Annotated in this window: 11 protein-coding genes; 3 read left to right on the forward strand and 8 right to left on the reverse strand. The window is 39.5% G+C overall.

Annotated features, from left to right (window positions below; genetic code table 11):
* Positions 1-145 precede the first annotated feature (145 nt).
* The 8 genes from AC220I_RS14580 to AC220I_RS14615 form a co-directional block, all read right to left on the reverse strand.
* The gene (locus AC220I_RS14580; protein ID WP_486724584.1) at positions 146-922 is read right to left on the reverse strand and encodes a hypothetical protein; all 777 of its coding nucleotides are present in this window, start codon (positions 920-922) and stop codon (positions 146-148) included.
* A 210-nt stretch (positions 923-1,132) separates the two neighbouring features.
* Entirely contained in the window at positions 1,133-1,420 is a 288-nt protein-coding gene (locus AC220I_RS14585; protein WP_486724585.1) for a hypothetical protein, read from the reverse strand.
* Positions 1,421-1,480: 60 nt separating this feature from the next.
* Complete coding sequence (locus AC220I_RS14590) at positions 1,481-2,314, reverse strand: phage capsid protein (protein WP_486724586.1); 834 nt, start codon at positions 2,312-2,314, stop codon at positions 1,481-1,483.
* A gap of 27 nt (positions 2,315-2,341) precedes the next feature.
* Complete coding sequence (locus AC220I_RS14595) at positions 2,342-2,929, reverse strand: hypothetical protein (RefSeq protein WP_486724587.1); 588 nt, start codon at positions 2,927-2,929, stop codon at positions 2,342-2,344.
* An 11-nt stretch (positions 2,930-2,940) separates the two neighbouring features.
* The gene (locus AC220I_RS14600; protein ID WP_486724588.1) at positions 2,941-3,279 is read right to left on the reverse strand and encodes a hypothetical protein; all 339 of its coding nucleotides are present in this window, start codon (positions 3,277-3,279) and stop codon (positions 2,941-2,943) included.
* On the reverse strand, positions 3,242-4,570 hold the full coding sequence (locus AC220I_RS14605) for a hypothetical protein (protein WP_486724589.1): 1,329 nt from the start codon (positions 4,568-4,570) through the stop codon (positions 3,242-3,244). The genes AC220I_RS14600 and AC220I_RS14605 overlap by 38 nt, the downstream gene beginning before the upstream one ends.
* A gap of 245 nt (positions 4,571-4,815) precedes the next feature.
* Entirely contained in the window at positions 4,816-6,024 is a 1,209-nt protein-coding gene (locus tag AC220I_RS14610) for a terminase large subunit domain-containing protein (RefSeq protein ID WP_486724590.1), read from the reverse strand.
* The gene (locus AC220I_RS14615; RefSeq protein WP_486724591.1) at positions 6,017-6,241 is read right to left on the reverse strand and encodes a hypothetical protein; all 225 of its coding nucleotides are present in this window, start codon (positions 6,239-6,241) and stop codon (positions 6,017-6,019) included. Before AC220I_RS14615 ends, AC220I_RS14610 begins: the two co-directional genes overlap by 8 nt.
* Positions 6,242-6,880: 639 nt before the next feature.
* Between AC220I_RS14615 and AC220I_RS14620 the strand changes: the two genes are divergently transcribed.
* The 3 genes from AC220I_RS14620 to AC220I_RS14630 all read left to right on the forward strand — a co-directional run.
* Complete coding sequence (locus tag AC220I_RS14620) at positions 6,881-7,387, forward strand: hypothetical protein (protein WP_486724592.1); 507 nt, start codon at positions 6,881-6,883, stop codon at positions 7,385-7,387.
* Positions 7,380-7,604: a hypothetical protein gene (locus tag AC220I_RS14625; RefSeq protein ID WP_486724593.1), complete on the forward strand. Its 225-nt coding sequence runs from the start codon at positions 7,380-7,382 to the stop codon at positions 7,602-7,604. The genes AC220I_RS14620 and AC220I_RS14625 overlap by 8 nt, the downstream gene beginning before the upstream one ends.
* A 56-nt stretch (positions 7,605-7,660) precedes the next feature.
* Positions 7,661-8,041 (forward strand): hypothetical protein (locus tag AC220I_RS14630; RefSeq protein WP_486724594.1); only part of this gene is annotated, 381 nt, incomplete at its 3' end.

Raw genomic sequence — 8,041 nt, forward strand, 5'->3', positions numbered from 1 at the left:
CCAAGAAGTATTCCCCACCCGCTTTCCAGCGTAGCATCAGCATTCATATTAAGATTAATTGAATCAGCTATTTCTGTGGAACCGGGTAATGTTGCAGCTATCGTGGTACGAAATTGGTCTATAACCGAACTAATTAAGGCCATACTTACCTCACAAAATCAATTTGTTGTGGTGTAGATTCATTTTGCGATGCATTCCCATCTTGATTTGTATCAATAGCCACTTGCCCACTACTAAGTATTTTATTATACTTTTCCATAGCTCCGATCATTGAATCCGCGTATGCTGGTCCAAGCCCCTGGTAAATGTAGCTAGCAGTGAGATAAGCACACGCTTTTCGTAAGTCAGTGCTATCCAAAATCTGAGCACTAGCCTCCATATTGAATATATTACGCAAATCTCGTATAATATCATAGGACGCTTCAATTATTAAATCATCCCAGTCAGCCAAGGCTTTGCCAAATGCCTGGTATACTCTGGAATTAGCAGTGTCGGGCAAAGGTCGTGTAATATCGGAACTTTTACAGAACTTGTGTCCTAACCATTGTAAATCTACTGTAGCGGATGCAGACAGACTAATACGCACCCAGTACCAATTAAAAAAGCGTACAGAGTTCAATTCTGTAACATTTGCAGTGTCATCCACGGGAGCCCAAGGTTTGGCTGGGTCTGGTTGCATTGTAAAATACCCAGACACACTTAATCCATTGGATTCATCTTGGGTCTGTAAAGAAGTCACCCACCCATTCGCAGGTCCGGCATAATAGGATATGTTCAAAGTTTGTCCAGTGGCAACTTCTGTATTTAAGAATATGAATAAAGTGCGCAAAGGCAGCGGAGTAGCTATATAAAGAAAATTACCAAGATCAAGACTTTGATTTCCTTCGAACGGATTTGTTAAATTCGTTGTCTGATCTACCAATGTGCTCCCGTTGTAATACAGAATTGGCTGGGTCATGTTTGTGAACCTTTATATCTTGAATTTGCGTAGTAGTCCAAACTGCAAAAGCCATGGTTGTGGTTATGATAAAGGCTCCTAGCGACTTCATCCAAACCATGTCCCGATTTTGTATACGCAAATCTTCTAGTTGTTTTTGAATAGTTATAAAATAATTGCGTAGTTCATCGTCAGTCATTTTTTCAACTCCACAACATCTACTAACCCGTGCTCTAGCGCTCTCACGAATGCTTCTTCAGTATCAGATGATAAAACAAAGCTTTGCCCAGTAATAAAGAAAATGGCATGCAATAATTCGTGTAAAATCGTGCTCTCTAGCTCTTTTTTAGATAGGTTTTTACGAACCCTTATAGTCATTGTTGCACCATTGAAATCTCCGAAGATTCCGTCCTCTGCAGCAACTATTTCGTCAATATACTGAATTTTGACGCGTTTTCCTAAAACGGTGTAGTATTGTCTCATAATACCTGGCCTATGTAAATAGAGGCCGAAGCCCCTGTTAATTGGAATCAAACACCAATATTACGTACCAGTAGCATTGAAAAGTACGCCGTAAATTCCACTCCTTCGAGCTTTCATGCCGTAAAGAAGGGAAATAGCGTATTTATCGGCGAGATTATCTATGTCCCTATCGCTCTCAAATTTAGGCATACGTTGGATCGCATAGGCCACATGAGAGCGGTGATACATCATTGCCTCAGCATCGGCGGCTGATGTGCTGACTAGTACCGTGTACCCGTAGACACGGCCAATTTCACCGTTACGTAATGACTCAGGGGAACCATACGCATCTGCCCGAATGAAATTATCAATTTGTAGCATTTCAGCTTCTTGAGCCGTGGACACTACTAAAAACCTATCCGTACGAGGTAGCTTTTGATCATTCAAAAGTTTATGACCAGCTACAATATTTGGGACATTGAGAGCAGTACCGGTGCTACCCAATTGAAGAATATGGTCGGGGGCTGACGATGAAACATTCTTAGCTTCCGTCCATAGATCCGACTCAAATTGTTCCACCCAAGCCTCGGCATAGTTACGAACAATCGCTGCACCTAAATTAGGTACTGATTGCGCCTCGTCGATATCCTCTACAGATACCAAACGACCTTTGTGCTTGTTTAGTGACAATGTATCACCACTCAAAGTCATAGTCGTATCAGTTAACGCCACTCCCGAGGTTTTGTCCTGCAACGTAGCCTTGGAGAAAATGGGGTAAGTGTAGGACACTGAACCTGGTGGTATTAGTTCAGAATCATCTACAAAAGAGGGACCAAGTATAGACCTTTCGTAATAGTTTTGCTGAATTTCAGCACGAATTGCAGCCAATTGGCCCGCTGACAAAGTAATTGCCATCTGTTAACTCCTAAAATGAAAAAAAAATTACTTAAGTGTAAGAGAGGCCAAAGCCTTATCTCTATTAGCTTTTATGGACATGTCTGGTATCTTATCCCCTGATTCGTGAGGTTCAGTAGCCGCGTGAGAATTATTTGATGCTGGCTTCTTTGAACCGATTAAGTCTGGGTATCGCCGTTGGAAGTCTTCAGCCACTAGTTTGACTGACTTGGGATCTACTTTGCCATCTACAACGTCGATCATGTCAAGATTAGCAAATTGTAGGTACTCCTCATTACGTACAGAACCAATTTCCTTCATTAGAGCCCTAACACGAGTATTACGTACCTCCGCTTGCTTCATTTGATTTACGGTAGCAGTGGCCTTGTCTAACTCTTCTTGTTTTTGCTTAGCTATTTCCTGCCATTTGTTTTGCTCGGTTAGGCGCGCCTCTTCTGCCTTTTGCTCGGCTTCCTTGTATTTTGATAAAGAAGCCGCTAGCTCTTGTTTTTCCCTTTGCATCTCTTCCATTTGCTTTTGCAGCTTTTGAAAGTCTAGCTCGGATTGAGAAGGGGATGGTTTTTTGTCTGAGGGAGTTTGAGGTTCAGAGCCCTCTGGTTTAACTGGGTCACTCATGTTTAATTCCTTTATACTAATGATTTAATAAACTTTTTGATTTGCTCAATCTCCTGATTTGCTAATAGCAAAAAGGGTCGTTTGACTGAAACAAATCTAGCCTTAGCTTTGTTTTTATTACCTGATAATCTAACTGAAACTTTATTTTTCGTGGCTACAACTGTCAAACTATCCAGCATATCACCGGTTTCAGTGAGGTTAGATGTAGATGGGGTTGTTTTAGGGCTTAACTGTGTTCGAGAGCGGCGCTCCACGGTACTAGGCTGAAGTGGAGGGTTTTGTTGTAATCTGCCTCCAATTACAATCTGCCCTTTATCCTGAGTTCTCTGGACTATCATTTGTTTGGCCATTTCTCCGACTTGCGTCATCGTCTCTGCGTTTTGGATCTTGGCCTTGATCGGGTTCATTATTGCTCGAAATTGCCGTTTTAATTGCATTTAAGTTCCTCATTGGATCATTAGAGAGCTTCGCGACCCATTCTTGTACCATGGTATCAGACCATCCCGGATTCAGGATTTTAATGGTTTGCTCTGCAGTGGCCAATCCTTGAGACCATAGCATTTCAGCTTTTTTCTGTGCATCTGTGTTTGATAACATGGGGCGTTGATCAGAATACTCTATTGCTGTTACAGCTAGATCATTTGGAAGTGATAAAGGTTCCTCGATCATGCCATTTGCTGTGGAGGTGTTGTAACACGAAACTATTTTTTTGATCAATCTTTTTTCGAACGGGATTAACAGCTTAATCATCCCCAATCGCTGGGCCGTAGCATCTGCTGAATCTATAATTTTCGCGAGGCTAGATGCACGTTGTTCTGAAGCCTTTCCGGCCGACCCAGATTTTAATCCCCGCGATTCTAGCCACATAATGAGTTGAGCTTGGATTAAGCTTAAAACCGGGCCTATGTCAACTTCAGGCTTGACGATTTCAAATTTACCTTGGCTACTAGAGCCTTTAGTGGTTTCAAGTTTTATTACGGAGTTAGGTCGTTTTTTTGTACCTGACGCTAGGTCCAAGTCAATGGCTAAGACCATAGAACTAGCTTGATATTTGACCGTATAGTTCAAATCTGCTAACAATTTAGGTAACAAAATTGTCATATCATAAAGATCATTATCAGGTTTTGGGAGCAAACTGTATTTTGATCGATTGAAATAAACCAAGGGGATCTCATTAAATTCATTTTCAACCCCATAAACCCCAGAATCATTTTGTACCAGCGTAGCGGTAGGGAAATACTTTTGCATTATATCCAGATTTAAGGGGTCCCCAGAGGCACTAATAACTGTGATAAAGCTGTCTGTATAAACCATTATAATTTCTACAGGTTCTTGGTCTTGAGCAAGTAGCTTTCCGTCTCTATCAGTGTGACTGCCTTCGGCAGGGTCAAGAATTTCTCGACCAACTAGTTTTAAAACTGCATCCTCTCTTAAGGGATTGACTGCATTGCTACTATATGGTAGGGCTCGGTCAATAGGTACTGCACGTATATTTGCCTCTCCTGCATCCGTGAAAAACTCAATAAAGCAAGCCTTGTGTAGGTTTAAAAGTTCATCTACAGAGCACATTGTAGAATCGAGATCGAGGCTTTGAATTAATGAATCCAATCGCTTTTGATATCTGCTTTTCGTACGTCTCACAACGGGTTGTACATATACTTTAGCTAATTTGTCTACCAGCGAACGCAATATATTTAATGTTGGAACTCGTTGCTTTAATTCTTTTATTTGTTGTTCATCTTCAAATTCATCCTCTATAGCTTCTTCGAGGTATTTCTTTAATTGGCCTTCAAAAATATTTAGTAGTCTGTGATTATATTGAATAAAATCATTGTTTTGTTGCCAATATTGGGATAATTCGGCGAGTTTGCCTGGGGTTAATTCCATTAGCCAAAACTCCATTGTTGATTGGTGGGTTTGATACGATCCATTGGCGTTTCATAATGCGCCCAATAGCCAAAGCCGTCAGCACTATGCCCTCGCATTAGGTCCGTGGTGTCCCAGGCCATCTTTTCCAAGTCCTCTATTAAATCCACACAACTGGCATGGATTTTTATTCTATCGCGAGATAATAGCCAATTGACGGTATTAATTCTATCTTTTACTGCAGGGTTCCTGGCATGAAATCTTAGTTCAAACCCTTCATTGCGTAATATATCGTGATCTGTTTGCGCTGCACTGGACTTCCGCTGACTACCGGCAGCATCCGGGTACAACACTTTAGGATTAATTTTACTATTTTTTAAGGTTTCAGCTAATTCGAAAGTGTTAGAGTTTTCGAGGTATACTTGCTCTCTAATTGTGTATTTTCCATTGAGTAGCCAACCTAGATTCGCTGTTAAAGGGTGAACGTTAAAGTCAACCCCCCCAGCCGCCGGAACTCCCATTAGATGGGGAACCTCAGAATCAAACACATGTTGATCCCTATTAAACGCATAATACATTCGACCCGTTTTAGTGGCCACATATTGACCAAGGACTTCCTGCTTGTAATATAGCGGGGAGTAATTCGCCTCTAGGCTGTCTAAATAGCCGTCTGGGAGGTGATGATTTAATCTGGGGTCTGCATATACCTCTTGATAAGAAACGTGCTTATCGGGGCCAGCGAATAGCTCATACATGAAATTAAAGCCATTGGGTGTGCTGGCGGCCCTAACTTCATTAGGACCATATCCAGTAGCCCGCACCCGAGCAATGAGCGTATTCCATGCCAATTGGTGCGAATAGGCTAACTCATCCACGATGGCATAGGAAACTTCGATACCCCGAAGGTCATCATAATTTTCGAGGGAGTACAGGTACCAATACGAACCATTCTCCAAATAGACTATTTGCTCGTGTTTATTATGACGATATTTGATACCAAGGTCTGAGAGGATCGTAAGTGCCGTTTTAAGCGTCGCTTTATTGAGCTGTTTGTAACTATTGGCTGCAAGCAGTCCGGCGCTTCCTGGGTGCTGTATGGCCTTCATAACAGCCCACATACATATGGTGAAGGTTTTTCCCGCGCCAAGCCCCCCGCGAAGTAATCCATATGGACATGTAAGCCGTAAAAAGGCCATTTGAAACACCAACATGTTGATATATTTATTCATTACCAGGGTCTTCCTGCAGTATTATGGTGATATCTCTGAGTTTTTTAATTTCTGGTTCTTTTGAGGATATTTTTGGTTGACCGAATGCGGCCAGGGCTAGGTAGGCATTGACTCTATCTTTGGGAGTGGAGATTTGCTGGATGGCAGCTAATACACGGTTAAACCCGTGCTCGTCAAACCATGACTTAATTTGATCATTAAAATCCTGCTTAGCCATGCCCACCCCACATATATTATATATAGTTAATAAGTAGTATACTATAAATATAGTATATTATATTTAATATACACCTATCCCTTCATATATATATGATCCAGTATATATATTTAACCCTGTTATAATAATATACAGTTTTTACATAATAATAAATAATATAGTAGAGATATAAATATATAATATTATAAAATAATATAGTAGATATAATATATATTAAGTATATAATAATATATATACTATATATGTAATAATATACTATATAATATATAATATTATTCCTATATTATATTATTAATATATATTATATTATAATATTTGTTATGTATATAATATATACATAGTATGTATGGAGTGAGTTCGAAGAACGAACAGTAAATACGGTTTGGAAAGGCTTGCCTTCCTACACCAATAACTATTTAAGTATAGATTCTTAAGATCGGTAGGCTATAAATAAACTTTAGCGTTCTTTTAAACTTTCTATATTTTAAAATTATCCTAGATAATTATGAGCAGATTGTTTTCTTGCATTTCTACTGATTTTTTGAACTAGTGATCATAGTATATGAACCAAAAAACTATTGTTAATTAACTTTAGGTATGGCACAATTCTGCCGACAAGTAAGAATTGGGAGGGAGCCTATGCATACCATGAATGAATTCGAGACAACTTGGTTAGAAGAATTTGAAGTTATATGTAAGCGATCATTGAGAAATATGACTGATCTTGAAATTCAAGAGAGCTTTCCAACTTTGTTGCAAACAAGTGATATCAGCACAATAAGAAAAAATTCTGGGTCTGGTGGCCACGAGACAATGGGTCTTAAATGTAAATGTACTATTCCAGGTACACATTTATTTAGTTTACCGGGGGAGTACGCCAGACCCGATTACATAATTGAAATGCTGGAAAGATTTCACATAACTAGAGGAGAGCAAATTGCAGGCGCCCCTCGTTATAAAATTTGGAAAGAGTTATTTCCTAAAGGGCACAAGTTTTTCGGGAACCACTATTTAAAACAAGAAGATTGGCTTTGGTGTGCTCAAATGGTTGGTGCTGCCAAGGTCTTTTACTTCCTAGAGCTAGAGGATGCACAAAAATGGATTTGGAAGCACTTTTCAAGGGCTGTGGAGTTACTTTATGTCTAAAGAGCTAATTAGAGTCACAGATAAAAATCATCGATTCTACAACCTACTCATGCGCCCGAGATTTGCAACTATCTATGGAGTAGTTCATGGAGAAATACTACTATCAGATGGACCTCAAGAATCTAGATTACAGCGGGATCAAGTGGCAATTACTGATACTCAATATGAGTTATTAATGTATCGCACATATTATAGCCATTTAGGAAGTATATTTTAGGTAAAGTTTTTTTCTGATTCTGCCGAAAATGTAAGAGTTCAACGTAGAGGTATCAAATGAGTGATAAAAAACCAGAAGTGATAAAACTTTATCCATCTTCATCAGACTTTTTGCCGGTCACCGGTCAAGAAATCGAATATTTTTCGAAATGTTTACGGTATATTACAGTGGCTCAATTAAACCGAGACGTTGTAAAAGTAAACATTAATCCGCTCAACAAAGCGGTGGCGGAAATTGATGAAGCCAGATATCTTCTTGTATTGCAACAAGAATTTGAATATATCGACCGCGAAACAAGTTTTAAATACGAAAAAGTAGCTGGATATAATGAGCTAGTTCTTTCGGGGCGTACTGATTATTTAATTTACGATGACCCTGAAAAAACGAAAATGAAGCTGATTGTAGAAAAAAAGTCATCTTTTTCTAAAAATCAAAAA

It is taken from the genome of Fusibacter sp., assembly GCF_057447755.1.